This is a genomic window from Pseudomonas sp. HK3, assembly GCF_052920985.1.
Window position 1 is genome coordinate 633,837 of the sequence record NZ_JBREXD010000001.1, and the last position, 23,225, is coordinate 657,061.

At 43.5% G+C, this 23,225-nt stretch carries 21 protein-coding genes; 12 read left to right on the forward strand and 9 right to left on the reverse strand.

What is annotated here, in order from left to right; all coding sequences use genetic code 11:
- The first annotated feature begins 225 nt into the window (after window positions 1–225).
- Genes phnW through ACU6U9_RS03065 form a run of 4 tightly spaced genes read left to right on the forward strand, consistent with a single transcriptional unit; the run spans window position 226 to window position 3,597 of the window.
- Complete coding sequence (gene phnW / locus ACU6U9_RS03050) at window positions 226–1,329, forward strand: 2-aminoethylphosphonate--pyruvate transaminase (protein WP_446733613.1); 1,104 nt, start codon at window positions 226–228, stop codon at window positions 1,327–1,329.
- 9 nt (window positions 1,330–1,338) lie between these two features.
- Window positions 1,339–1,878 carry a hypothetical protein gene (locus ACU6U9_RS03055; RefSeq protein WP_446733614.1) on the forward strand — a complete coding sequence of 180 codons (540 nt, stop codon included), beginning with the start codon at window positions 1,339–1,341 and terminating at the stop codon, window positions 1,876–1,878.
- Window positions 1,871–2,698, forward strand: a complete 828-nt coding sequence (phnX, locus tag ACU6U9_RS03060; RefSeq protein ID WP_446733615.1) for a phosphonoacetaldehyde hydrolase — start codon at window positions 1,871–1,873, stop codon at window positions 2,696–2,698. Before ACU6U9_RS03055 ends, phnX begins: the two co-directional genes overlap by 8 nt.
- Window positions 2,698–3,597: a hypothetical protein gene (locus ACU6U9_RS03065; protein ID WP_446733616.1), complete on the forward strand. Its 900-nt coding sequence runs from the start codon at window positions 2,698–2,700 to the stop codon at window positions 3,595–3,597. Before phnX ends, ACU6U9_RS03065 begins: the two co-directional genes overlap by 1 nt.
- Window positions 3,598–3,599: 2 nt before the next feature.
- Here the strand turns inward: ACU6U9_RS03065 and ACU6U9_RS03070 are convergent, their stop codons facing one another.
- From ACU6U9_RS03070 to ACU6U9_RS03085, 4 genes are all read right to left on the reverse strand, one after another.
- Window positions 3,600–4,301 carry a GntR family transcriptional regulator gene (locus ACU6U9_RS03070; RefSeq protein ID WP_446733617.1) on the reverse strand — a complete coding sequence of 234 codons (702 nt, stop codon included), beginning with the start codon at window positions 4,299–4,301 and terminating at the stop codon, window positions 3,600–3,602.
- A gap of 69 nt (window positions 4,302–4,370) precedes the next feature.
- Window positions 4,371–5,696 carry a DUF5690 family protein gene (locus tag ACU6U9_RS03075; protein WP_446733618.1) on the reverse strand — a complete coding sequence of 442 codons (1,326 nt, stop codon included), beginning with the start codon at window positions 5,694–5,696 and terminating at the stop codon, window positions 4,371–4,373.
- Window positions 5,697–5,745: 49 nt separating this feature from the next.
- Window positions 5,746–6,957, reverse strand: a complete 1,212-nt coding sequence (locus ACU6U9_RS03080) for an NAD(P)/FAD-dependent oxidoreductase (protein ID WP_446733619.1) — start codon at window positions 6,955–6,957, stop codon at window positions 5,746–5,748.
- Between the two features lie 145 nt (window positions 6,958–7,102).
- Window positions 7,103–9,751 carry a TonB-dependent receptor gene (locus ACU6U9_RS03085; protein ID WP_446733620.1) on the reverse strand — a complete coding sequence of 883 codons (2,649 nt, stop codon included), beginning with the start codon at window positions 9,749–9,751 and terminating at the stop codon, window positions 7,103–7,105.
- A gap of 186 nt (window positions 9,752–9,937) precedes the next feature.
- Here ACU6U9_RS03085 and pbfA point away from each other — a divergent pair, with 186 nt between their 5' ends.
- The gene (gene pbfA, locus ACU6U9_RS03090; RefSeq protein ID WP_446733621.1) at window positions 9,938–11,326 is read left to right on the forward strand and encodes a (R)-1-hydroxy-2-aminoethylphosphonate ammonia-lyase; all 1,389 of its coding nucleotides are present in this window, start codon (window positions 9,938–9,940) and stop codon (window positions 11,324–11,326) included.
- Between the two features lie 118 nt (window positions 11,327–11,444).
- Here the strand turns inward: pbfA and ACU6U9_RS03095 are convergent, their stop codons facing one another.
- The 3 genes from ACU6U9_RS03095 to lptF form a co-directional block, all read right to left on the reverse strand.
- Window positions 11,445–12,014, reverse strand: a complete 570-nt coding sequence (locus tag ACU6U9_RS03095; RefSeq protein WP_446733622.1) for a phosphoribosyltransferase — start codon at window positions 12,012–12,014, stop codon at window positions 11,445–11,447.
- 175 nt (window positions 12,015–12,189) lie between these two features.
- A complete protein-coding gene (lptG, locus tag ACU6U9_RS03100) occupies window positions 12,190–13,254 on the reverse strand; it encodes an LPS export ABC transporter permease LptG (protein ID WP_446733623.1) in 1,065 nt (354 codons plus the stop codon).
- Complete coding sequence (gene lptF, locus ACU6U9_RS03105) at window positions 13,247–14,353, reverse strand: LPS export ABC transporter permease LptF (protein WP_446733624.1); 1,107 nt, start codon at window positions 14,351–14,353, stop codon at window positions 13,247–13,249. Before lptF ends, lptG begins: the two co-directional genes overlap by 8 nt.
- Window positions 14,354–14,509: 156 nt before the next feature.
- On the opposite strand from lptF, the gene ACU6U9_RS03110 reads away from it, so the two are divergent.
- The 3 genes from ACU6U9_RS03110 to ACU6U9_RS03120 all read left to right on the forward strand — a co-directional run bounded on the left by ACU6U9_RS03110 (window position 14,510) and on the right by ACU6U9_RS03120 (window position 17,808).
- Window positions 14,510–15,976 (forward strand): leucyl aminopeptidase, encoded by a 1,467-nt coding sequence (locus tag ACU6U9_RS03110; RefSeq protein WP_446733625.1) that lies wholly within the window; start codon window positions 14,510–14,512, stop codon window positions 15,974–15,976.
- 104 nt (window positions 15,977–16,080) lie between these two features.
- Entirely contained in the window at window positions 16,081–16,788 is a 708-nt protein-coding gene (locus ACU6U9_RS03115) for a helix-turn-helix domain-containing protein (protein WP_446733626.1), read from the forward strand.
- Between the two features lie 102 nt (window positions 16,789–16,890).
- Window positions 16,891–17,808 carry a DMT family transporter gene (locus ACU6U9_RS03120; RefSeq protein ID WP_446733627.1) on the forward strand — a complete coding sequence of 306 codons (918 nt, stop codon included), beginning with the start codon at window positions 16,891–16,893 and terminating at the stop codon, window positions 17,806–17,808.
- 43 nt (window positions 17,809–17,851) lie between these two features.
- On the opposite strand, the gene ACU6U9_RS03125 is transcribed toward ACU6U9_RS03120, so the two are convergent.
- Window positions 17,852–18,979 carry a hypothetical protein gene (locus tag ACU6U9_RS03125; RefSeq protein ID WP_446733628.1) on the reverse strand — a complete coding sequence of 376 codons (1,128 nt, stop codon included), beginning with the start codon at window positions 18,977–18,979 and terminating at the stop codon, window positions 17,852–17,854.
- Between the two features lie 176 nt (window positions 18,980–19,155).
- Here ACU6U9_RS03125 and ACU6U9_RS03130 point away from each other — a divergent pair, with 176 nt between their 5' ends.
- From ACU6U9_RS03130 to ACU6U9_RS03145, 4 genes are read left to right on the forward strand one after another with little or no spacing between them, the layout of a single operon-like run.
- The gene (locus ACU6U9_RS03130; protein WP_446733629.1) at window positions 19,156–19,932 is read left to right on the forward strand and encodes a putative ATP-dependent zinc protease; all 777 of its coding nucleotides are present in this window, start codon (window positions 19,156–19,158) and stop codon (window positions 19,930–19,932) included.
- A gap of 2 nt (window positions 19,933–19,934) precedes the next feature.
- Window positions 19,935–21,473 (forward strand): inactive transglutaminase family protein, encoded by a 1,539-nt coding sequence (locus ACU6U9_RS03135; RefSeq protein WP_446733630.1) that lies wholly within the window; start codon window positions 19,935–19,937, stop codon window positions 21,471–21,473.
- On the forward strand, window positions 21,474–21,668 hold the full coding sequence (locus ACU6U9_RS03140; protein WP_446733631.1) for a sugar-transfer associated ATP-grasp domain-containing protein: 195 nt from the start codon (window positions 21,474–21,476) through the stop codon (window positions 21,666–21,668).
- Window positions 21,643–22,449, forward strand: coding sequence for an alpha-L-glutamate ligase-like protein (locus ACU6U9_RS03145; protein WP_446733632.1), 807 nt, complete (start codon window positions 21,643–21,645; stop codon window positions 22,447–22,449). The genes ACU6U9_RS03140 and ACU6U9_RS03145 overlap by 26 nt, the downstream gene beginning before the upstream one ends.
- On the opposite strand, the gene ACU6U9_RS03150 is transcribed toward ACU6U9_RS03145, so the two are convergent.
- Window positions 22,446–23,129 carry a 1-acyl-sn-glycerol-3-phosphate acyltransferase gene (locus tag ACU6U9_RS03150; RefSeq protein ID WP_446733633.1) on the reverse strand — a complete coding sequence of 228 codons (684 nt, stop codon included), beginning with the start codon at window positions 23,127–23,129 and terminating at the stop codon, window positions 22,446–22,448. The two genes, ACU6U9_RS03145 and ACU6U9_RS03150, sit on opposite strands and share 4 nt — an antisense overlap.
- Window positions 23,130–23,225 lie beyond the last annotated feature (96 nt).

Consider the following 23,225-nt stretch of genomic DNA (forward strand, 5'->3'; position numbering starts at 1 on the left):
TTGGTCTAGCCCAATATCAAGAATGTATATTTCTAATGGGTGAACTATCCATGAAACTTCTATGGCCCCGCAGTACACACTGTTACAGCTTAATGACAATACAATAAACACAAGCTGAACCCAACTGTCATAAAAACTTCAAATTTAATTGATTGAAAATCACACCTTTGGCCATTAATCTCCCTCTTATTCTGGTCTAGACCAGCAAACAAAAATGAGAGAAAAATGGATTCCAACAACCCTTACTTATTACTCACCCCCGGCCCATTGAGCACCACAGCCAGTGTGAAGCAAACCATGCTCAGAGATTGGTGCACATGGGATGAAGATTATAATCTCGGTGTGGTGCAGCCCATACGTAACACCTTAACCAAACTGGCGACAGCCGCTGCTGGTTACAGCACGGTATTGATGCAAGGCAGTGGCAGTTTCAGCGTTGAAAGTGTCATTGGCAGCTGTGTACCAAAGCAAGGACAGTTATTAGTGTTAGTTAACGGTGCTTACGGTGAACGGATCGCTACCATGGCAAGACAATTGAATATTGACACCCTGTGTTTAGTTGCCAGTGAAACTCAGTCTGTCAGTACTCGCGAACTTAATGAGTTTTTAAAACTCAACCAAAACATCACCCATGTGGCTACCGTTCACTGTGAGACCACCACAGGCATTTTAAACCCAATTGAGCAGTACGCACCGATCATCAAGCAGCACCAAAAAGTGTGGATAGTCGATGCCATGAGCAGCTTTGGTGGTATGCCTATTGATATGGATGCACTGGGTATTCACTTTTTAATCAGTAGCGCTAACAAGTGCATTCAAGGGGTGCCGGGTTTTGGTTTTATTATCGCTAAAGAAAGCGAGCTTGAAAATTGCAAAGGCTTAGCCCGATCTCACTCACTGGACTTGTATGATCAATGGCACACCATGGAGCAAGGGCAAGGCAAGTGGCGCTTTACGTCGCCGACCCATGTGGTGCGTGCATTTCAAAAAGCACTTGAAGAATTAGCGCAAGAAGGTGGCATTAACGCACGCCACGCCCGTTATCAAAAAAATCATGACGTGCTGGTTAATGGCATGACCGAATTAGGTTTTCGTTGTGTTATTGAACAAGACAAACAATCGCCCTTCATTACTACTTTTCATACACCGGATAGCGAAACATTTGATTTCAAAACATTTTATACCTGCTTAAAAAAATATGGTTTTGTTATTTACCCGGGCAAGGTGGCACAAACCCCATGTTTTCGCATTGGGCATATTGGTGATGTGCAACCAGCTGATATTGAAGCACTGCTTAATGCCATTTCTAACAACCGATATTGGGTATAGAGGTTATTAATGAGGCCAAGAACCCTAGCACGAAAAAAATTAAAGCCTATCTTAGATTTTTTTGAACGCTTTGGTGATTGCATCGCCCCTTGCGGGCTAAGCTATCAACAAAAAGCCATTGCTAGGGCGCAATATGCACTTGATCGAAATCTAGAAGATTCTCTGACCGCCTGTGCATTGCTTTATGACTTAGACGAGCTCGTCATTAAATCGCTCAGTCAAAATGCACCCACTAACATATTAAATAAAGATAAATACGCAGCTGAATGTTTAAAGATCCTATTTCCTGAACACATGACTAAACCCATACGACTAAAAACGATTACCAAGCAATATGCATCGCAACGCTCCACGCTTGAAAATGGCACCGCGAAGTTATTTGAAGAATCCCCTTGGTTTTTTGCTTGTATGAGTTTATTTCAAATTGAAAAAAAACTATTAAGTCAGGCATCAAATCACACTCACAACGTAAGCAACATTGCCAGCTACGAAGAATTACTACTGTCACAAACCCTTATATTATCGAGAAAAGAGAAACAACATGCTTAAAGCAACCATGCATTACCAAGGCCCTGTGCAAGCCATTATTTTGGATTGGGCCGGCACCACTATTGATTTTGGTTCTCTCGCACCCGTGCGTGCTTTTATTGAACTGTTTGAACGTGAAGGTGTGCACGTCACCCAAGCACAAGCACGCGAACCAATGGGCACCGAAAAACGAGTACACATTACCCACATGTTAAGCAATGCAAACATTCAGCAACAATGGCAAACGGTAAAAGGCCGCGCACATACTCAAGCGGATATTGATCGTTTATATGATGATTTTTTACCAATACAAACCAACATCATCAAACACCGTAGTCAATTGATCCCAGGCTGGAAAAACGCATTCGATGCACTGGTAAAAAAGGGCTACAAAATTGGTGGTAATACCGGTTACGCCAGAGAAATGGTCGAACCCGCATTAGCATTTGCAAAAGAACAAGGTTACACACCGCTGACTACTATCTGTGCAACCGAAGTAAAACGTGGCCGACCAATGCCGGACATGGCATTAATGACCATGTTAGAGCTGGGTGCTGATCATGTTCAAGCCTGTGTCAAAGTCGATGACACACTGCCCGGTATTGAAGAAGGCATTCGCGCAGGCATGTGGACAGTAGGCGTGGCCGTATCTGGTAACGAAGTCGGTTTAGACGAACACGAATGGCACGCACTCAGTGATAAAGAAAAACAGCCGTTAAAAGAAAAAAGTTATGCGCGCTTTAATGCACAAGGTGCACATATTGTGATTGATTCGGTCAGCCAATTGCCACAAGCCATTGCAACAATAGAAGCATGGATTGCACAGGGCATTGCCCCTTAATGGAAACCATCGCCATCGGTCTTGTGGTACTGTCAGCGGTATTACATGCCGCTTGGAATCTATTAGGCAAAATGCAGGCTACGCCTAGCCTGCATTTTTTTATTGTGGCCACTTTTTTTTCGTCTGTTATGTTAAGCCCTATTCTAGTTATTTTTTGGCAAACACTGATACAACTTTCATTTTTACCCTTGATACTGCTTAGCGGTGTTTTTCAGGTTTTATATTTAGCGGGTTTAGCGAAAAGCTATCAAACGTTAGACTTATCCGTGGCTTACCCCATTATTCGTGCACTGCCTGTTTTATTGGTACCGATTGCGAGTTTAGTTATCGGGCTTTTTTTGGGTTCATCGACACACAACGAGCCTCATTATCAAACTGATTATCAAACAACTCAATGGGCCGCTTACGGTTTTATTGTCATAGGCACATTATTTTTATTACCCAAGCGTGAAAACATTCGTGCTAATCAAATACAATTTTTATTACTAAGCGCACTTGGTACAACCGGTTATTCAATTACTGATCACTTTATTCAACGTAATTGGTCGGCACAATCCAGTGCATCACCGTTTATATTAGGCAGCTTATATATAGTATTACAAGGTTGGGCCACGGTATTGATGGGCTGGATTTACCTGTGCATCATTCGTAAACAAGCCATTGATATTCGGTTTGACCTATCTGCGATTCAAGCAGGGTTAGTCATTAGCTTAAGTTACTTTTTAGTACTGTGTGCCATGTCATTTGTGGCCAGTGCTGGGGATATTGTCGCGTTTAGGCAAATCAGTATTCCTATTGGTTTTGCCTTTGGTATCGTGGTTATGGGCGAGAAGATTAACACTCAAAAGATCATCAGTATTGCACTCATCTGTGCAGGCCTACTGATGATCAGTTTATAAAATTAGCGACTGCTGATCACCAGTTCAATGGCGCTGTGTACCCAGTATTCAATATCGTATTCAATTAATGCACCATTTTTAGCATAACGTTTACGATGAATATTCAAACAAGGGGAGCCATCGTTTAACTGCAGTTCGTGTGCTTGATCATCATAAATGGCTTCTACTTTTATTTGATTATCTTCTTGAGTAATCACATGACCGTAATCTTGTTTTAGAATTTGAGTTAACGAGCCATTTAAATCACGTTGTGATAAATCAGGTACTAAGCTTTCAGGCAAATAAATTGTCTCGAATAACACTGGGCGCACTTCTAAAAACCGCACACGGCTTAGCTCTACTAATTTCTCTGTGGGTTTTAAATTAAATTGCTGGCGTATATCCGCAGGGCCTTTAATTTTTTTTATTTTTAATACATGAGTGCCCGCTTGTCGGCCTTGTTCTTGTGCTAACTGATAAAAATTCACCCGTGAAGATGGGTCATAATTAAGCCGTGCTGGGCAAACGAACCAGCCTCGTCTGTTAGAGCGATAAATCACGCCTGCTGCTTCTAATTTGCTCAGGGCTTCTCGGGCAGTAATACGGGTAGTTGAAAATTGCTCCACAAGCTCACGCTCTGATGGCAACTTACTGTGAATTGGGATGACCCCTTTCGCTATTTGTTGACTCAAATAGTCACGAATTTTGATGTAAGCAGGAACCATATTGCTCTCAATAGAATCAATTAAGGCCAGTTTACTTGACCTTAATTCATAAGAAAAGAATTCAGCCGTTTAGGATGCACTGGGCACAGCCGTTAGATCAGGCGATGTATTTGGCATTTTCAATTTAAAAAACACCCAAGAGATAATCATTAAGGTGCCCCCTAATAACGCAGACACATACACCGCTGTCTGCAAAAAGCTTAACCACGATATTTCAGGTGAATGAAAGTGTTTAATCAACAACAAACCCACACTGCCAATGTACCCAGCACTGTCTGATATATAAATCAAAAAGCCAGCATTACCAGGTTTACCTGTCATGGCGAGCATTCTATCGTATAAAAAGCAGTTAAAGGGAATATACGCCATGTATAAGCCCGCCCCCATAAGAATCATCCACGCTTTACCCGTGATAAATTCATGTTGAAACCAATACGTGCTTAAGCCCAGTAATAAGGTGCCACAAAAAATCACCACGTGATTGGCAGTAAAGGCAACAAAGTTATTACGAATAAACATTAAAAAAGCCAAAACCACTAACACAATGGCCGCAATGCGCACGCCTGCATATGTGAAAATTTCTGGGGTTGAGCCATAACCCAGTGATGACCAAATTTCAGCCGAAAAATTATCACGAAAATCTCTTAGCGCCGTGAACATTAAAAAGGCCAAAACCAAACATAATAAACCAAACCAATATTGCCCTAGCATTTGCCAACGATCTTTTGAATTCATGGGAACCCGTAGAGTTCTGGCCTCCACATCTTCTGTTGTGGGTTCCGGCAGCAGTGATAACCCGTATACGGCAATGAGCAACAACGGCATAAAAATTAAACCTGTGTAAAATGGCATCCAAAATTGATCCACATCCCAATACACCAACAAACCACCACCCACGCTGCGCACCATACCCGATGCGATAATAAACGTGGCACTTAAGCCTGCGCCTAATAATTCAGATGTGCGACGCCCTTCTAAAAAACTAAATACCAAACCCCAGATCATACCAAGAGGCAAACCGTTAAAAAATATTGCAATGGGTTTTAGAGGTTCCGGTAATATCGCAAATAACAATAATGCTAAGTGTGCACAACAAACTAACGCAACAATGGCAACCGCACGGCGGTTATGCATCATTTCAGAAATCACTTTTATGCCAATAAACTTTGACAGCATATAGCCAACTACTTGGCTTAATATTAAGACAATTTTAAAATCCACCTCCCATAAAAATAAGCCTTCGTATTGCCCTACCGTAAAAGGCTTACGAAATGCATACATTGAAAAGTAGGTTAAAAAGGCCGCGCTCATAGCGTATAGGGCAAACCAAGGCACGCTGGTGGTGCTCAGCCAGCGCTTGAGTTGATTTTCAATTTTATTATGGGGCATTAACATATTGGGTCCTCTAATAATCAGTGTATGGTTTAGCGGTTACCGCTATGTTTCAGCCTGCTGTTTTTTGGCTTCTTGCCATTAAGCAATCGTTACGAAAATCTTCTGCGTAGGCATCGCCCAAAGGAAAGCGATTCATATCTAATTCGTTATGGATGGCGCCGGTTATTGCATGAGTAACCGCATGCTTAGCGATGCCTGCGCTGTAGGCAATGCCCGCACCGGAACAGCCACTGACAATGGTTAAATTTGAATGAGAATCCGGGCAGCCAATAACGGGCAGACCATCCGCAGAATAAGAAGAAATACCCGTGATTAAATTGGCCAAGCCTAGCTGCTCGATGTCGGGCCAAAACTGGACCAGTTTTGGCCATGCATTTTCTAACGCCTCTAAGCCTTGCTGGTCGTTCTTAAATTGAAACCCATGTACATCACACGGCACATCATCAGGGTGCAGCGCTTGACCTTTATCACGCACGCCAAACAGCATGTGATTCGTTTCTTGACGAAAATACGCTTGCGCAGAGGGCACCACACAGACAGGAAAATCAGAATCCAGCTTTTCATAAGGCTCAGTGAGCCAATACAAACTTCGCATGGGCGTTACAGGTAATGAAATACCTAAAGGCTTTAATAATTTTGCGGCCCAAGGGCCTGCACAAATAAAGAGGTGTTTTGCTTTAATATCCGTTACGTCATTGCTGCGCGAGACCTGATAGCCATTATCTAATTGCGTAATGGCTGTGATATTGTCACCTTGAAAAAATCTGACTCCGTTAGTGCGTGCACCCATGCCAAAACTGTTCGCCAATATGGTGCCATCCACATAACCATCACCACTAAAATACAAACGGCTTTGACTATTGCCTGTGCTAAAAAATGGGCAGTATTGATCGACGATTTTTTGCGCTAAAAATTCATGTTGAATTTCTAACTCGCCAGCGACATTAGCCATATTATTCAGACTTTTAATTTCGTCTGTACTTACCGCTAAATGCAGCCCACCACAACGGGTGAACGGTATCGGCATGTCTAATTCTGAATTAAGTTCAGTAATAGCGTTTAAGGTATCTTGCACCATGGACGCCGCGATTAATTTAGTACGACCCTGTGTCACAAGTGCGGCCGCCTGACTGGTGGTCGCTTGTGAACACAAGCCTTTTTCAATTAAGGCAATGTCTGCTTGAGGTGCTGCTTTTGACAAGGTCCAAGCCACAGCTTGCCCCAATATGCCGCCACCAATAATTAAATAATCAACTGTCACGCTTTCTTCCTCTGGTATAGACCAGATTTAAGCAACTAAACATGACAAATAAATGACAACTTTGTACAAACCACACCATTTAGCCAGACACAAAAAAAGGGACAATAAATTGTCCCTTTTCATAATAGATACGATTAATGACCCATTAGTAAAAGCTGTACTTAACACCCAGCGTGGCGCGCATACCATAGTATTCAACTTGCACTGGGCGGTCTTCATCACCTTGGTAATAATTAAGTTCAGAATTACCTAGGTTGTTCATTTCAAGATAAACCATTAATTCATCAAGCGGTTTGTAAGAGCCTGTGAAGTCGATGCTGGTGTAATCACCGTAGTAACGATCGTGTGCTTTATCAGCGCCATGTTCTTCAATGTAAGAGCCCTTAAAGTTCATCGCCACTTTCGCAGCCCAAATGCTGTTATCGTAGAATGCCGCTAGGTTGTACAAGCTATTTGCTTGACGCGGAATCGACACATCACGCTTGCCGCTTTGCGTCATGATTTCCATTTCGGAATCCATGAACGTTGCATTGGCACTCACACCAAAGTGATAAAGTGAATCGGCAATAAAATCCAAACGTGAACTGACCGCTAATTCAGCACCGTATAGATGCGCACTGTCAGCACTGGTGTATTTGATATAATCCGCATCGGTTAAACCGCCATAAGTGATGGTGCCGATTTCTTGATAGATAACATCGCTGATGTCTTTAAAAAATAGCCCTGCCGAAAATACACCCACATCACCAAAGTAAGTGTCATACATAAAATCAACATTGGTTGAATACGTGGCATCTAATTCAGGATTGCCTTCATAAATTTCTTCATCATGAGATACCACTGTTTTGCCCGGGGCCAGTGCGCCAAAGTCAGGGCGAGAGAACGTACGGGTTAATGCAAATCGAAGGTTAGTATCGTCATTCATTGCATGATTCACATGCACCGCAGGTAAAATGGATAAGTAATCATTTTTACCTTTTTTACGCACAGTTTGGCTTGCGGTTTCGTCAAATTCCCAACCATCTACTTCGGTTTCTGTTTGCTCTAAACGGACACCGGCAATCACACTGGTATCGTCGTTAACTGAAATGGTTGCCATACCATAAGCAGCAAGTTGTGTTTCGTTCACATCAAAGTTACGACCTAATGCAGCGCCATTCTCGACTGTGTATGAATCAGGTGATAGTTCAAATTTCTCTTTATTTTCATTCCAGAAGTTAACCGTGTCGTTAACATTTAATACTTGAGAAAAGTCTTCAGCGTAATCAACATCCACTTCAGGTAAAAAGTCATCACGCCCAGGTTGATCTTCTAAGCCATAAATAGCCCCTAAATCAGCCAGCGTGGGGGCAGCGCCATGATTCGCTGTATCCCAGGTATAAAACTCATCAGAGAATCGTGCTACACGTTCTTTTTCACGGAACTTACCACCAAATTTTATATCGGTTGAATCGTTAAGTGCGTGAGTAAAATCCAATTGTGCAATGATTTTATCTTTCTCATTAATACTCACTTTATATAATTCAACTGAATCAATGGCCATTTGCGTAGGGTCCATTGAGAATCCGTTGGGTAAGTGATTTGAAATAGCATCTTTAGGGTCACTACCGCCATCAATTTCACTGACTGCGTAACCTTTTGAGCCAGCTTGGTTCATTTCAAGATCCGTAAAGCCCACATTGTCTTGATCGAATCGCATCACGAAATAAGATTTATCATCTGCATTGGGGGTATTACCATAACGAAATTCGTTTTCGTAAGTGGCTAATGACCATTCTAATTTTGAAGCCGCATGATTGAAAAAGTGCTCACCGCCTATTTCATACCCTTTCATTTCGGTAATAAGCGTATTGTAAATGTGCTGAAGCTCAACACGGTCTTTATCAAAGCGATAACGGTGTTTGTAGTGGATTTCTTCGTCTTCTAATGTGCCATACATGGAGCTTGCATATACACGATCGCCATTATCAAAGTTATATTCCATCGCACCATTCAAGCCATCAGTCGTACGTGTCCCGGTATAATCTCTTAGCTCTAAGCGCTTAATACCCGATACTTCTTCCCCTGCACCATTCGTAAAATCTGTACGACGTGGCTCGTAATTATCCGTTGCCCAGTCGCGCACCCATGTGGTGGCATTTAATAAGTAACCAAACTTGCCGTCCTCAGTGCGATCACCAAATAAAATATTCGCGTTATAACCGCTTGATTCAGCACGGTCGTTATAGTTTGTGCCAAGGGTGATATCTAATATTCGTTCTTGTGGTGCTGTTTGAGTTTGAAAATCAACATTACCACCAATTGAGTCCCCTTCCATATCGGGTGTAATGGCTTTGCTAACACGCACGGACTTGATCATTTCTGTTGGAAAAAAATCAAATGCAGTCGCTCGACTGGTGGTTTCTTCTTCGGCGGTAGGCAAGCGGCTGCCATTAATACTGGTTGAGTTCCATTGCGAGGGTAAACCACGTACGGCCACAAAACGGCCTTCACCTTGGTCACGCTCAATTGAAACACCAGGAATACGCTGTACGGCTTCTGCCGCATTGCGATCTGGCAACTTACCAATGCCATCCGATGAAATAATATTCATGATCGATTTTGCATTACGCTGCTCTTCTCGCGCGGCTTGCTCACCTTTAAACATGTAACCCACGGCCACGACTTCTTCTTCGACAGAGTCCATTATGGCATTCGTATCAACGGCCTCTACTGGCGCGGTATCTTCAACCTCTTGAGCAAATGAAGGCATGGCTGCCAACATTGCTATTAAGGGTAAGCTTGTTTTTTTCATTTTCATTTCCCAGTTATATTAATTATTTTTTATGTTTTGATTTTTTAAAATCAAAACTGGTCTATTCCAGTTATTGGGAGAGAATAATTAATATTTATGTCGATAATATGACTGGGGTTATCACAAATTGAGAAAACGAACAGGTAAATTAAGCGTCACAAAAATTTCATAAAAATGAAGTGACATATGCCTTATCATCTGGACTATACCAGAATAGACATGACACTCATGACAAACATTTTAGATTCAGAAGGTGATACAAATCTCACCCAACATCGCCAAAAATGGCATGATCAGCAAAATAATAAGAGTCAGAACTTATTAATAAGAGATGAACGTGTTTTTTTACATCAATCGCTCTCCAGCCCTTGTCTTGAGGTAATTGAACACTGTGACGGGGTGTACTTTTATGATGTTAATGGTCGCCGCTATTTAGATTTTCATGGTAATAATGTACATCAGTTAGGGTATAGCCACCCCAATGTGACAGCAGCAATAAACCAGCAAATCAAAAAACTTTCGTTTAGCGTACGCCGCTATACAAACCAAGTGGCCATTGAGCTTGCAGAAAAACTTGTTGAAATTTCGCCCACGAATTTAACCCGCGTGTTATTTACACCCGGTGGCGCCAGTGCCATAAGTATGGCCATGAAACTCGCGCGTATTTACACTGGCAAACACAAAACCATCAGTTTATGGGATTCATTTCATGGTGCTAATTTAGATACTATTTCTATTGGTGGTGAAGCGGTTTTTCGACAAAATATTGGGCCATTATTACCCGGCTGTGAACATGCTCCGCCCCCTGACCCGAATCAATGCATTTTTAAATGCGGTAAGACATGCTCAACCCAGTGTGCCGATTACATTGAGTACATGCTCGAAAAAGAAGGCGATGTCGCGTGCGTCATCGCTGAAACCATTCGATCAACGCCTTACATTCCACCCAAACATTATTGGCAAAAAGTAAGAGCCGCTTGTGACAAACACGGTGCATTATTAATTTTAGATGAAGTGCCCCATTGTTTGGGGCGCAGCGGTAAAATGTTTACCGTGCAACACTATGGTATTGAGCCGGATATGTTAGTGATTGGTAAGGGGCTTGGGGGTGGCATCATGCCATTTGCAGCGTTACTGGCCAGTGAAAAATTAAACTGTGCGTCTCATACCGCTCTTGGGCATTACACCCATGAGAAAAGCCCGGTGTCCGCGGCGGCGGCTTTAGCTACAATTAACACCATTGAAGACGAAAACCTATTAGCCCACTGCGAAGCAATGGGGAAATACTTTGAGCAACAGTTGTTGACTTTAAAAGCACAGTTTTCGGTGATTCATGATGTACGAGGTTTAGGGTTATTTTGGGGCGTTGAACTGCGACTTGATAATGGTACAAAAGCGAAGGACTTGGCAGAGCGTATAATGTATCGAGCATTATCGTTAGGGCTTAATTTTAAAGTCACCATGGGCAATGTATTAACGCTGACCCCGCCCATTATTATTCAAAGCGAACAACTTGATGATGCCATTGGTATTTTACGTGAGAGCTTAAGCTTAGAGATCAGCGCGAAGACTTAAACATCAAAAGATCGCATCCAAACATGCTATAGAAATTGAGTATAAAAACAGAACATAAAAAAAGAGCGCTAAGCGCTCTTTTTTTATGTTTTTGCCATGTTTAAACTAAAAACACGGCTTACTTGTTTTTAATCTCATCAATCTTATCAGCAATGTGCGATAACTCAGGGCGGTTCGCTCGTAACTCGTCTGTGGTTAAACCATCAATCTCATGAGGGAACACAAGCCACTCTTCTGTTTCGTGCACATAGTAATCCGGTACACGATCCGTTTTGTTGTTCTTAGGTTTGTAATACGGTGTGGCAACGCGAATTTGCGGGGTGTTTTTCTTACACGCTTTTTTCAGTTCAACGACTGTTTGCTCGATGCTTAAACCACTGTCGTGTACGTCATCAACAATCAGTAAATTATGTTCGCTTTCTAAGCGCTTAATTAAATAGGTTAAACCATGCACGCGTACTGTTTTGCTGCGCTCGCCAATGCCCACATAACTTGAGGTGCGAATCGCAATGTGGTCAGACTCAACGCCTAGCACATGAAGCAATTCCTGTACTGCGATCCCCACAGGGGCACCACCGCGCCAAACACCTACGATGTAATCAGGGCGAAAGCCACTTTCATATACATCCAAAGCTAGCTGAAATGAATCTTCAAGCAGTTGTTGGGCGCTGATGTAGACTTTATCCATAGTAGAGGGTACCTAAGCTATTTTGCTGAAATTCTGACGACTTGGTCAACTTCAAATTTGGGCGGCGAAGTTTACAGGATATACAGGTAAGAGCAAATCACTGTGTAAAAAGATCGAGCCTAAGAGCCGTTATGTTCCTATTAAATAAACAACAAAATAGGCTCTTAAAGGCGCTTTAACCTGCTCGGCGTAACATCCAGCCGCCCCATAAAAAGCACAATATGATGGGTATAAGGTTAGCCAATAACGGGCCGATTCCCAGCAGTAGCCCCATGGGCCCAAGTAGATCAACGGCAATCTTATACACCAACCCGACCAATATACCGCTAAATAAGCGCTGACCCATGGTCACCGAGCGCAGTGGGCCAAAGATGAAGCTAATGCCCACTAACACCAAAGCAATAGTACTGACTGGCTGCAGTATTTTCTTCCAGAAGGCGAGCTTGAATTCGCCGCCACCTAAACCCTGAGCATCCAAATACTTGCCATAACTGTACAACGTCGATATGGCCATATCTTTAGGCTCTTGCGCTACAAACTTTAACCGCTCTGGGGTGAGCTCGGTTTTAAAGGTATCGGTTTGACGCTTGATGCCCTGCGTACTGATATCACCCACATTGGTGATGGTGACGTTTTCCATGGTCCATTCACCACGCTGATATATGGCGCGCTTAGCATGTGTCATGGCGGTTAATTCTTTGTCGCCACTAAATTCATAGACCGTTAAGCCATGCAGCACGCCGTTAGGTTCAATGGCGGTAAAGCGCATGTAGTTATCCCCTTCACGGTGCCAATGACCCTTGCCTTCATTACTGGAGGCCACTTCTCGTCCCAGTGCGATGGTGCGAAAACTGGTACTCATACGTTCAAGGTCAGGCACGATGTATTCACCCATGACCAAACCGAGCACCATCATGATGGAAGCCGCTTTCATGGTAGAAAACATAATGCGTTGGGTTGATACCCCAGCCGCGCGAATAGCCGTCAGCTCACTGTGCGTGGCCAAGCCGCCTAAACCCGCCAGGCAACCAATCAATGTAATCATGGGAATCATTTCATAAATTCGGGTTGGGCTAGAGGCCACAACGTAATACACCGCATCCCAAAAACTATAGGTGCTGCGAATATTATCAAGCTGGTTTAACAGCGCGATCACCATGTCTAACATGGCCAAAACCACCAGCACACCTAAAATGGCATTAATCACAGAGCTGCGAATATGTGCATCAATCTTACGCATGGGAGGCTCCTGCTTTTATTTTTTTATTGGCACGTCTGCGGCCCATTTTTAATTGGAACGTTGGCCAATACATCAACATCACGCCGATACAAACAAAGGTAATATGCAGCCACCACAACCCCATCCACAATGGTGTTTGCCCTTGCTCCATCCACTTACGTGCAGTTATCAACATGGTGTAATACACCATGTACACAACGATGGCAGGTAACATTTTACCGTAGCGCCCTTGACGTGGTTTGACATGACTTAATGGAAACGCAATTAAAACAATAATCGGCACCAACAAAAATAAGCCAATACGATAATGTAAGCGGGCTTTGTCTTGACGTTTTTCGCTGTTAAATAGTTCATACGTGGTGGCGGCTTCATTGCGTGCTTTTTTCGCGACGCTGCTTTCTTCTGCAATCTTGACTGCATAAGAATCAAACTGAAGTGTTTCGACTTTTTGCTTGCCCGGCTCACCTGAGTGTCTGCGACCATTCTTTAACTCTAAATAGCGTGAACCGCTTTCTGGGTCCACGTACTGACGCCCTGACTCAGCCAAAATAAGTGTATTACCATCGGCCATAAACACATTTTGCATTTGCTTGCGGTCAGAAGATAAGGTTTGCGCGTACGATACTTTTTGCCCGCTGCTGCCAATGGCATTAAAGCGCCCAGGGGTTATAAATGAAAACTCACTGTCTTGCTGTTGAACTTGATAATACTCGTCCAGTTTGTCAGCGGCAGTTGGTGCTAACCATAAACTTAAAAAACCAATTAATAGCATCATTACACCAACCGGTGCCATGGTAATACGGAACACTTGTTTAGGGCCAAAGCCTGTGGCGTGCAGAACGGTCATTTCATTTTCACTGTACATACGACCATAAACAAGCAAAATTGAAATATAAAAACCCAAGGGAAGAATAAGCTGCAAAAAGCCAGGGCTGTTATACAAAATGGTGTAATAAACGGCTTCTGGGGGAATAAGACCCGCAACGGCTTTATTCAAATGCACAACTAATCGCGCACTCACAACGATCAGCATTAAAATGCCGGTGATGACAAACGTTGACGTGAGTAACTCTCTGAGAAAATAGCGAGTTAAAATCAAAAACACATTCCTTTTACAAACAAGCCGGTGCAAACAAAATAAGCCACGTGCACTCTGGAAATATCGGCTTTTTCAAGTAGACTCAGCATTATCCCTGAAAATCCTATTCAGCACTACAACCGACCATAAAAACCTCAAGTCGGATACGGAGACAGTATGCAATTTACCGTGAGCCAAGCGCCTATTAATGAATACCAAGGCCAAGCACTAATTTTATTGGTGCCAAGTGAAGGGGACCTACCCAAAGCCAGCGCTGCTATTAACGAGCAATTAAATGGCTTTATCGCTCAACTACAAGCAAACAACGACATAAAAGGCAAAGCTGGTGACACATTAGTTGTACCTCAAGCTAGCGGCCCTCGTCTAATACTAGTGGGCATGGGGAAAAATCCAATGTCTGGCAAAGATTTTCGCAAAGTAATGAACGCCGCTGCCAAAGCCTTAAAAGCCAGCGCCGCTAACGATGCTGCCCTTGATCTTGCTGGTATCGACATTGACGGTTACGACAGCGAATGGGCACTTAAGCAAGTGGGCCAGTCGTTCCAAGACGCGCTGTACCAGTTTGATGAATGCAAAAGTAAAAAAGATGACAACCCAAGTACAATTGAAAGCTTAACCGTTATCGCCGACAACACTGGCGAACTGGATTTAAAATTTGGCCAAGCGTTGGCAAAAGGCATGGCCTTCACTAAAAAACTGGGTGACATGCCGCCTAATGTGGCAACACCTTGCTACTTGGCTGATGAAGCAGACAAACTTGCTACGCTAAATGACAACCTAACCACAAAAATCTTAGATGAAGACCAAATGGAAGAACTGGGCATGGGCTCATTCTTATCCGTATCTAAAGGTTCAATTGAACCGGGCAAACTGATTTGCATGGAGTACATGGCCGGCAAAGCAGGCGATGCCCCTCACGTGTTAGTGGGTAAAGGTATTACATTTGATACTGGCGGCATCAGCTTGAAAGGCGGTGCTGGCATGGATGAAATGAAATACGACATGTGCGGTGCCGCATCGGTACTGGGCACAATGTTAGCCATTATTGAATTAGAATTACCAATCAACTTTGTGGGCGTTATCGCCGCCGCTGAAAACATGCCGTCTGGTCATGCTAGTAAGCCTGGCGACATCGTAACCGCCATGAACGGCACCACCATCGAAATTTTAAACACCGATGCCGAAGGCCGCTTAGTACTGTGCGACGCATTAAGCTATGCCATCGATACCTACAAACCCGCCAGCATTGTGGATATCGCCACACTAACCGGTGCGTGTATGGCTGCGCTTGGTCGTGTGAACTCGGGTTTATTCAGTACCGACGAAGACCTTGTTAGCGAGCTACTAACCGCAAGCGACACAAGCCGTGATACCGTTTGGCGTTTGCCACTTGAAGAAGAGTATCAAGAACTGCTAGACAGTAACTTTGCTGATATCGCCAACATTGGTGGCCCATTAGCCGGTGCAACCACAGCTGCGTGTTTTTTAAGTCGCTTCACTGAAGGCCAAAAATGGGCGCACTTAGATATCGCAGGCACCGCTTGGAATTCAGGCGGCAAAGCAAAAGGCGCCACTGGTCGCCCGGTGCCACTGCTTGTAAATTATCTAGCGAATAAAATCTAAGTATCCTATTTCGCTATAAAATAAGGTGTGAGCCATCAGGCTTGCACCTTAAAAGTACGTTATGTTTAACCATCTATTTGATCTGTGAGTGAGCGGGAGACACCGTGCCAAACACGCTATCCATTCGCTCATACAGCTCAAAGCCAACAACCCACTCCCATTGTTTCAATCAACTTGTGCTGCCATTAAAAGGCTCGATTGATATTACTGTTGGTACGTTTAATGGCAACGTGTCTCTACGAGAATGTGTCATTATCAAGTCTCATCAAAATCATTTGTTTAAAGCTGATACTCAAGCGCGATTTGTTGTGGCCGACATGGACAAACTGCCACCCAATATTGCGTCATCTGAACAAGTGGTTTTTGCAATTAATGCTTCGCTGATTCATTACTTAACATTTATTGAGAATCAACTTGAGCATCAAATTAATAATAAACTCGAAAAGTCCATGTTTGATACCTTTTACCTACTGCTAGAAGAGCAATCATTACGCCCAAAAGTAGATGCTCGCATCGGCCGGTCGATACATTATATCGAACAAAATATGCCTGAATCGATTCAAGTAAAAACGCTAGCCAGTCTTGCATGTTTGAGTGAAACACAATTTAAAAAACTATTTAAAGTGCAAACAGGGCTAACCGCCATGCAATATGTCACCAAGCTAAGAATGGAAAAAGCACAAGCGCTGCTAAGGCATACCGATTACCCACTACAAATGATTGCTGAAAAAGTGGGTTACGCCTATATTTCAGCTTTTAGCCGTAAGTTCTCTCAGTATTTTGGTCTCTCACCTTCTCGATTCTCAAAGTAAAGTCAGTCTCAATTGTAAACAAAAGCGTCGTTATTGCTAAATCCCCCTGCCATTAAACCCGTATCATTTTCTCATTCGTTATCCTTCACCCAGAGCATGTGTATGTCATCTCAAACTCAAGATTTCAAAGGCGTAGTGGTCATTATCATCGCCAGTTTTTTATGGGGCACAACGGGAACAGCCGCAAGCTTCACCCCGGATGTGAGCCCTCTCGCAACGGGCGCATTTTCAATGGGCATAGGTGGAGTATTATTGTTTGTCAGTGCATGGCCAAAACTACGAGAGGAATATCAGCACATTCTTGCACACCCAGTTTTGTTATTATTGGGGGCCATGTCCGTAGTGATTTATCCGTTAGCATTTTATAGCTCGATGCGGCTATCGGGTGTTGCCATCGGCACTGTGGTTTCAATCGCAAGCGCCCCTTTTTTCGCCGCGTTATTAGAGCGACTCATCAGCAAAAAAAATATTTCACGACAATGGTGTATCAGTTTTATTATTGGTGCCCTTGGTATTATTTTTTTAACACTTGGTAAGGACCAGGAAAACGCTAACGCCGAAGCTAGCCTAGCGATGCAATTGGGAATCGTATTAGGGTTAATCGCAGGGCTATCTTATGCAATTTACTCATGGGCCGCTAAGCAATTAATCAATGATGGTATCCACCCTAAGTGCTCTATGGCAGCGTTATTTGGTTTCGCCGCGCTCTTTCTACTGACATCACTTTTTTTTACTGGAGACAATTTAATTGCAACGCCAACAAATGCATCCATCGCTTTGTACATGGCAATATTTCCCACGTTCTGCGGTTATTTGCTATTTGGCTATGGGTTAAGATTCATTGATGCCAGTAGAGCAACATTAATTACGTTAATTGAACCATTAATCGCCACTGTTCTCGCTATTATTGTGGTTGGAGAGAGATTAAAATTGATAGGATGGGTGGGCTTAATGCTCGTTATGATCTGTCTGATGCTGCAAACTTTTAAATATGAAACAAAACGTAAACAGGCAGCCTAAACTGCCTTTATGTTCACCATTCATATTTGCTAAAAATCAGAATTTAAAGCAAAGATCTAATCTTTTTTGAAAACACTTTAGAAATGATTTTATAGCCATCACCATTTAAGTGAATAAAGTCAGCCCAATATTTTGGGTCTTGTACTTCATTGCGGATATCAAGATAGGTAAAGCGCTCTAATGGTTTACCGGTTTGCGCTTGATACAAACTTGGCAGGTTTTGCATTTCATTAAATAAAGTATCCAACATCGCTTTAATAAAGTTAGCACGTTCAGGGCTCACCCCTTTACCGCCTTGAGGGTCGTCTTCATCCACTTCATTCGCTGGCCAGCCAAGCTCATCAAAGGTTTCATGCAACCGTGCCTTGCTTACTAATTTATAATCACCAAGATCGGTAAGATCAATGCCGATGGCTTTTAAAGGCGCTAAAATCATTTCAATTTTAAGTAACTTTAATAGCTCTTTTATTAACTTACCCGCCTCAGAAAAATCAAACTCGGTGGTGGTACCAGAATGAAGATGCACGGCATAGGCGTAACTATGGGTCAATATCTGAGCTTGGGGCGCAAATTCGTCACGATACAATATGGCCTGCAAGTAATACTGAACCACCTCTTGCGCGGCCATTGCCATCACTTCAGCATCGTAAGATGTTTCCCAGTTACCAGTATAAGACTGAATCACGCCATGGCGTACGGCATTCACCATGTCATTGCCCCCAGCACTTAATACAATGGCGTCTAGGTGTTTTTGTATCGCTTTATTTTGCAGCGCACTATAAAGAGTATGAGATGGGAATTTTTTCTCCCACACGCCATTGCGCTTATCAGGATTCTTGGCGGCGAGTTCTTTGGCAAAATCACCACTGCGCTCTAAGCGTAAGAAAATAGCGTCTAGCTTTTTGTCTCGGCTTAAAAAATCAATCACGTTGGTCTTGCTGTCCATGCCGAAATTTTTCAGCCCAATGCTGTAACGCAGCAACACCCCCATCACATCAGTCAGGCTTTTCACTGGGAAATCCAGCCACGAATCACCTTCGCTGATAATCATTGGCTTGTGCTTTACCCCTGGCCACCATTTAGGCAGCGTCTTGGTTTGCCAGCGATTGCGGGTCACAAGCTTTTCGCACTCATCAAAATTGCGGGTGTAATCAATATCGGGGTTAGGCATGGGACATCCATGTTAGAAATTAGAGTTATCTTGGAAAGTAACAGTTCATTCTAAAAGGTCAAGCTGTGACCGCGGTCAAAAGCCGTTTAAAAAAAGCCAACAAATGGCTTATCTGATTCCTATGTGAATTGACTTTGTGGTTAAATGTGGGCCAATTTAAATCACTAGGAGTCATTATGCCGTTCAGAGCTGGGCTATTTCTGATGGTGCTGCTATCTGGCTGTAGCATCTGGCCCAATCAAGAGCACAGAGCCCTCACTGCTGACACCATGGCCTCTATTGTTAGTAAGCAGTGTGCTAAACCCGCTGATGATGCCCATTACGATGATGCTCTTGCTAAGCAACAAGCGGCATTGAGTCAAATTCAAGCACAATTAAACATGCTGACCGCCGCTACACCTGGGTTTACGAATGCCCATTGTGCACCTGTCGATAACCCTGCTAACTCCAATCATGAGTTTGAGGGCAAAGTAGTGGTCGGTGCTAACGAATGGATTTATCTATCGCCTCCGGGCCATCATTACCAAGCCCGTATCGACAGCGGTGCCGCCACATCATCACTGAGCGCCCAAAATATAGAGTATTTCGAACGTAATGGTAAGCGCTGGGTGCGTTTTGCCCTGCAACACGATGATGAAACCACCTCTATTGCAGTGGAGGCTAAAGTCATTCGTCATGTGCTGATTCGCCAAGCATCCAGCCCAGAGCCAGAGCGTCGCCCTGTCATATCACTCACCGTGAACATGGGCCAAGACTTGCGTTATGATACCGAGTTTACGCTCACTAACCGCTCGCAAATGACTTACCCTATTTTGTTAGGGCGGGAGTTTTTGCGAGACGTCATCTTAATAGATGTTGCACGACAATTTATTCACCCTAAATATATGCCACAAGATATCAGCCTAGATAAATTAAACTCGCCAATCCAATTTTCAAGCTTGGATAAGGAATAACCATGAAACTCAATGGGCTGTCCTCTCGTTTTCCATTTTTCTTGCTTGCTGGCGCCTTATTCGTCATTGGCATCCTGCTAATTTTGCAACGCCATTGGGTTTACGAAGTGCCACTTTTTTACGGTGAGACCCAAACCATTTGGTCGGTTGAAGCAAAAATTGAGTACAACGCGCAGGATAAGCCCGTCAGTGTGGTTATGTCTCGGCCATCGAGCCAAAAAGGCTTCACTATTTTAAAAGAAGCTGCCGCGTCACCAGGTTATGGCCTAAATTTTTTAGATGGCATGCAACCCCAAGCGCAGTGGACCATTCGTAATGCTAACGGTAAGCAGGTTTTGTTTTATCGCGCCGAGATATTGGTCAGTGATTCAGAGCAGGATCAAGACATTCCCGCTCCCAAAGTGCCGTTCACTACATTGCCAGAGCCCTTCGATGAAGCCGCCAGCAACATTTTAGCCAATGCCTATGGCACATCCTCTGATAACTTTAGTTTTACCCACGAGCTTCTCAAACAATTTAATCAAAACAGCACCAACCAAGAAATCATCTTGCTACGCAACCATTATAATAAGCAACTGCCTCAACTTGTGGTCAACATGCTGCATAAGGCACAAATCCCCGCCAGCTTAATCTACGGCCTTCAACTGCAAGACAGCCGTCGTCGACAAGATCTTATTCCGCTTTTGAGAGTATGGAATGGCGATGAGCATGAAATGTTTTTCTTCCCTGAAAGCCCCAGGGACAATTTTAAAATCAAGAAAAATGCCCCGCTATTATTGTGGCAACAAACAGGCGCTCCTGTACTAGATGTAGTCGGTGGCAAGCAATCAAATATTCATTTTTCGATGCTCAAGCGAGAAGAATCAACGTTTGCGAATATCGCGCAAAATCTTTCAAGCCAATATGATTTTTTAAATTTCTCGATTCATAGTTTGCCGATTGAAGAACAGGCCATGTTCCAGACTATTTTGCTCATTCCCATTGGTGCATTAATCGTCTGTTTGCTGCGAATACTCGTCGGTGTTCGTACCTCTGGCACGTTCATGCCGGTGTTAATTGCATTAGCCTTTATACAAACCTCACTTATAACCGGTTTAGTTGGGTTTTTATTAGTCGTCACTATTGGTTTGTTTATTCGCAGTTATTTATCCCACTTAAATTTACTGCTGGTGGCTCGAATAACCGCGGTCATTATTTCGGTTATTGCCATTATCAGCGTATTCAGTGTGTTGGCGTTTAAGTTAGGGTTAACCGAAGGCTTAAAAATTACATTTTTCCCCATGATTATTTTGTCTTGGACCATCGAGCGTATGTCCATTTTATGGGAAGAAGAAGGTGGCCGAGAAGTCATGGTACAAGGCGGTGGTAGCTTACTAACCGCCGTATTAGTTTACTGGGCCATGAACGACCCTTGGATTCGCCACATTACGTTTAACTTTATTGGCATCCAATTTATTGTATTGTCGCTGGTTTTACTGATTGGTTCGTACACTGGTTATCGTTTATTTGAACTGTCTCGTTTTAAGGTGTTTAACAAATAAATGTGGGCACTACCTTGGCGTTTAAAACAATCTGGCATTCTAGGCATGAACAAACGCAACATTGCCTACATTAGTCGTCATAACCCAAGACGACTCTACCCGCTGGTGGATAACAAATTAAAAACGAAATTGCTCGCACAAAAAGCAGGGATCACCACGCCCACGTTAATTGCCACAATTAAAAGCCCAGCATGACGTATCGGATCTTGCGCATTATTTACAAGGCCGTAACGGCTTTGCCGTCAAACCCGCTAAAGGCAGTGGTGGTAAAGGCATACTTGTACTCAACCGCCAAGACGATGACCATTTTGTTAAAAATAATGGCAACGTGATTAGCCTGTTAGATTTGCAGCGTCATGTCTCGAATATTTTATCCGGGCTTTACAGCTTGGGTGGCACGCCAGATGTGGCGATCATCGAAGAGCTCATTGAATTTGATCCTCAATTTAACGGTTACTCCTTTGAAGGCGTACCCGATATTCGCGTGATTATTTTTAAGGGTTTTCCTGTCATGGCCATGATGCGTTTAGCCACTCGTGCCTCTGACGGCAAAGCCAATCTGCACCAAGGGGCAGTGGGTGTCGGCCTAGACATTGCCACAGGAAAACCATTACATGCCGTACAAAATGGACAAAGCATCACCCATCACCCAGATACCGGCCAAGATTTATCACAATTAAAAATTGATAATTGGCAAACCTTGTTAGTGCTGGCTGCCAATTGTTATGAAGTAACAGGGTTAGGGTATTTAGGCGCCGACATGGTGCTGGATTTAAGTAAAGGGCCCATGTTACTAGAGCTAAATGCACGTCCGGGCTTGGCCATTCAAGTTGCAAACGGAACCGGCCTATTGCACCGCCTACAACCCATTGATCGCCTTGCACCTGAAGCGTTAAATCATGGCCCAGAAAAACGTGTCGCCCTCGCCCAATCTTGGTTTGCCGATGAACCTCTTGCTCAAGCGAATAAAGACTAAAACGGCGTGTGAGTCTCTAAGCGCTTTTGCATATCCGCCACCACCTCCTCACGAAAATCATGGCCAAACTCAAACGGTAGGCTGTCTTTGTACGCTTGAATGTCCACAACTTGGACATTGGCACGAATGGTTTTAAACACTTTAGGTAACTTATCCCCAGGACTATGTATGTGATGCAGACCGCCACTGTAAACGAATAAAATCTTGCCTTCTTGCTTGACCGCCAATATGTCCGCCACGCCACCATGTACGGTCATAGTCTTACCGTATTTATCAAGCCCTGTACTGCGCTTCATTCGCCCCTCGGGCAATATAGCCACCAAGGTATCCTTGCTCACTAAACTCATAAAGTGTCGCCATGACTCATCCTTTTTACGGGTAATGGGCACAAGTCCGGGCAATAAGCTGTGATAAATACGACCCACTATTGGTCTATCGTTTAAGGTGATATCCGCACCGGGCGCGATCAACTCGCCACTTAAGCGCCACAAGACAGGTAGCGGACAAGCCGCAATAAATAACGGTTCAAATAAACTGGTGTGGTTCAAGAAAACAATTAAGCGTACCTCTTTAAACTGCTTGAAATTCTCATCGCTTAACCAGCGTATATCAAAGCGATACAGCACACTGCAAATAAGCTTCACCATACACATGAGAATAAACCGAATAAGACGCGTCATACTATTACCGCTTGGTGTTCAGTTTTGTTATGAGCATTCGAAGTTGTGCAGGATTCATACAGATCCATTTTAGCAATATTATATATCTGAACAACA

Excerpts from the sequence above, each read along its gene's own strand:
- ACU6U9_RS03125 (WP_446733628.1), bottom strand. The coding sequence starts at position 18,979 with ATGCCTAACCCCGATATTGATTACACCCGCAATTTTGATGAGTGCGAA.
- pbfA (WP_446733621.1), top strand. The coding sequence starts at position 9,938 with ATGCCTTATCATCTGGACTATACCAGAATAGACATGACACTCATGACA.
- ACU6U9_RS03110 (WP_446733625.1), top strand. The coding sequence starts at position 14,510 with ATGCAATTTACCGTGAGCCAAGCGCCTATTAATGAATACCAAGGCCAA.
- lptG (WP_446733623.1), bottom strand. The coding sequence starts at position 13,254 with ATGCGTAAGATTGATGCACATATTCGCAGCTCTGTGATTAATGCCATT.
- phnW (WP_446733613.1), top strand. The coding sequence starts at position 226 with ATGGATTCCAACAACCCTTACTTATTACTCACCCCCGGCCCATTGAGC.
- ACU6U9_RS03150 (WP_446733633.1), bottom strand. The coding sequence starts at position 23,129 with ATGACGCGTCTTATTCGGTTTATTCTCATGTGTATGGTGAAGCTTATT.
- ACU6U9_RS03065 (WP_446733616.1), top strand. The coding sequence starts at position 2,698 with ATGGAAACCATCGCCATCGGTCTTGTGGTACTGTCAGCGGTATTACAT.
- ACU6U9_RS03075 (WP_446733618.1), bottom strand. The coding sequence starts at position 5,696 with ATGTTAATGCCCCATAATAAAATTGAAAATCAACTCAAGCGCTGGCTG.
- ACU6U9_RS03085 (WP_446733620.1), bottom strand. The coding sequence starts at position 9,751 with ATGAAAAAAACAAGCTTACCCTTAATAGCAATGTTGGCAGCCATGCCT.
- phnX (WP_446733615.1), top strand. The coding sequence starts at position 1,871 with ATGCTTAAAGCAACCATGCATTACCAAGGCCCTGTGCAAGCCATTATT.
- ACU6U9_RS03120 (WP_446733627.1), top strand. The coding sequence starts at position 16,891 with ATGTCATCTCAAACTCAAGATTTCAAAGGCGTAGTGGTCATTATCATC.
- ACU6U9_RS03070 (WP_446733617.1), bottom strand. The coding sequence starts at position 4,301 with ATGGTTCCTGCTTACATCAAAATTCGTGACTATTTGAGTCAACAAATA.
- ACU6U9_RS03130 (WP_446733629.1), top strand. The coding sequence starts at position 19,156 with ATGCCGTTCAGAGCTGGGCTATTTCTGATGGTGCTGCTATCTGGCTGT.
- ACU6U9_RS03135 (WP_446733630.1), top strand. The coding sequence starts at position 19,935 with ATGAAACTCAATGGGCTGTCCTCTCGTTTTCCATTTTTCTTGCTTGCT.
- ACU6U9_RS03095 (WP_446733622.1), bottom strand. The coding sequence starts at position 12,014 with ATGGATAAAGTCTACATCAGCGCCCAACAACTGCTTGAAGATTCATTT.
- ACU6U9_RS03140 (WP_446733631.1), top strand. The coding sequence starts at position 21,474 with ATGTGGGCACTACCTTGGCGTTTAAAACAATCTGGCATTCTAGGCATG.
- ACU6U9_RS03055 (WP_446733614.1), top strand. The coding sequence starts at position 1,339 with ATGAGGCCAAGAACCCTAGCACGAAAAAAATTAAAGCCTATCTTAGAT.